The 784-nt window shown below is 51.5% G+C and carries 1 rRNA gene; it reads left to right on the top strand.

Annotated features, from left to right (window positions below):
• Positions 1-141: 141 nt before the first annotated feature.
• Positions 142-784 (top strand): 16S ribosomal RNA (locus tag H4O18_RS21865); the annotation flags it as partial.

Here is a 784-nt window from a genome sequence, read left to right as displayed (position 1 = left end):
AAAAAGAGTAAAAAGTTCATTGATATATTGTAAAGACAGCGCACCATATTTCCGGGAACGGGGATATGGTGCAGAAAAAGAAATCGAAAGAACGGGCCGGGAAGATATCTCATATGGTTGATCGAAGTTATATAAGAATCAACGATGAAGAGTTTGATCCTGGCTCAGGATGAACGCTAGCGGCAGGCCTAACACATGCAAGTCGAGGGGCAGCGGGGATAAGCTTGCTTATCCGCCGGCGACCGGCGCACGGGTGCGCAACGCGTATAGAATCTGCCTTGTACTGGGGAATAGCCCAGAGAAATTTGGATTAATGCCCCATGGTATGTAGGAGCGGCATCGCTTCTACATTAAAGGCTACGGTACAAGATGACTATGCGTCCCATTAGTTAGTTGGCGAGGTAACGGCTCACCAAGACGGCGATGGGTAGGGGCCCTGAGAGGGGGATCCCCCACACTGGTACTGAGACACGGACCAGACTCCTACGGGAGGCAGCAGTGAGGAATATTGGACAATGGGCGAGAGCCTGATCCAGCCATGCCGCGTGCAGGAAGACGGTCCTATGGATTGTAAACTGCTTTTATACGGGAAGAACAAAGGGCACGTGTGCCCCTCTGACGGTACCGTAAGAATAAGGATCGGCTAACTCCGTGCCAGCAGCCGCGGTAATACGGAGGATCCAAGCGTTATCCGGAATCATTGGGTTTAAAGGGTCCGTAGGCGGGCCATTAAGTCAGGGGTGAAAGTCTGCAGCTCAACTGTAGAATTGCCCTTGATACTGGT

The organism is Arenibacter arenosicollis, assembly GCF_014397245.1.
Taxonomy (GTDB): domain Bacteria; phylum Bacteroidota; class Bacteroidia; order Flavobacteriales; family Flavobacteriaceae; genus Arenibacter; species Arenibacter arenosicollis.
This window is presented reverse-complemented; position numbering and strand designations above follow the sequence as displayed.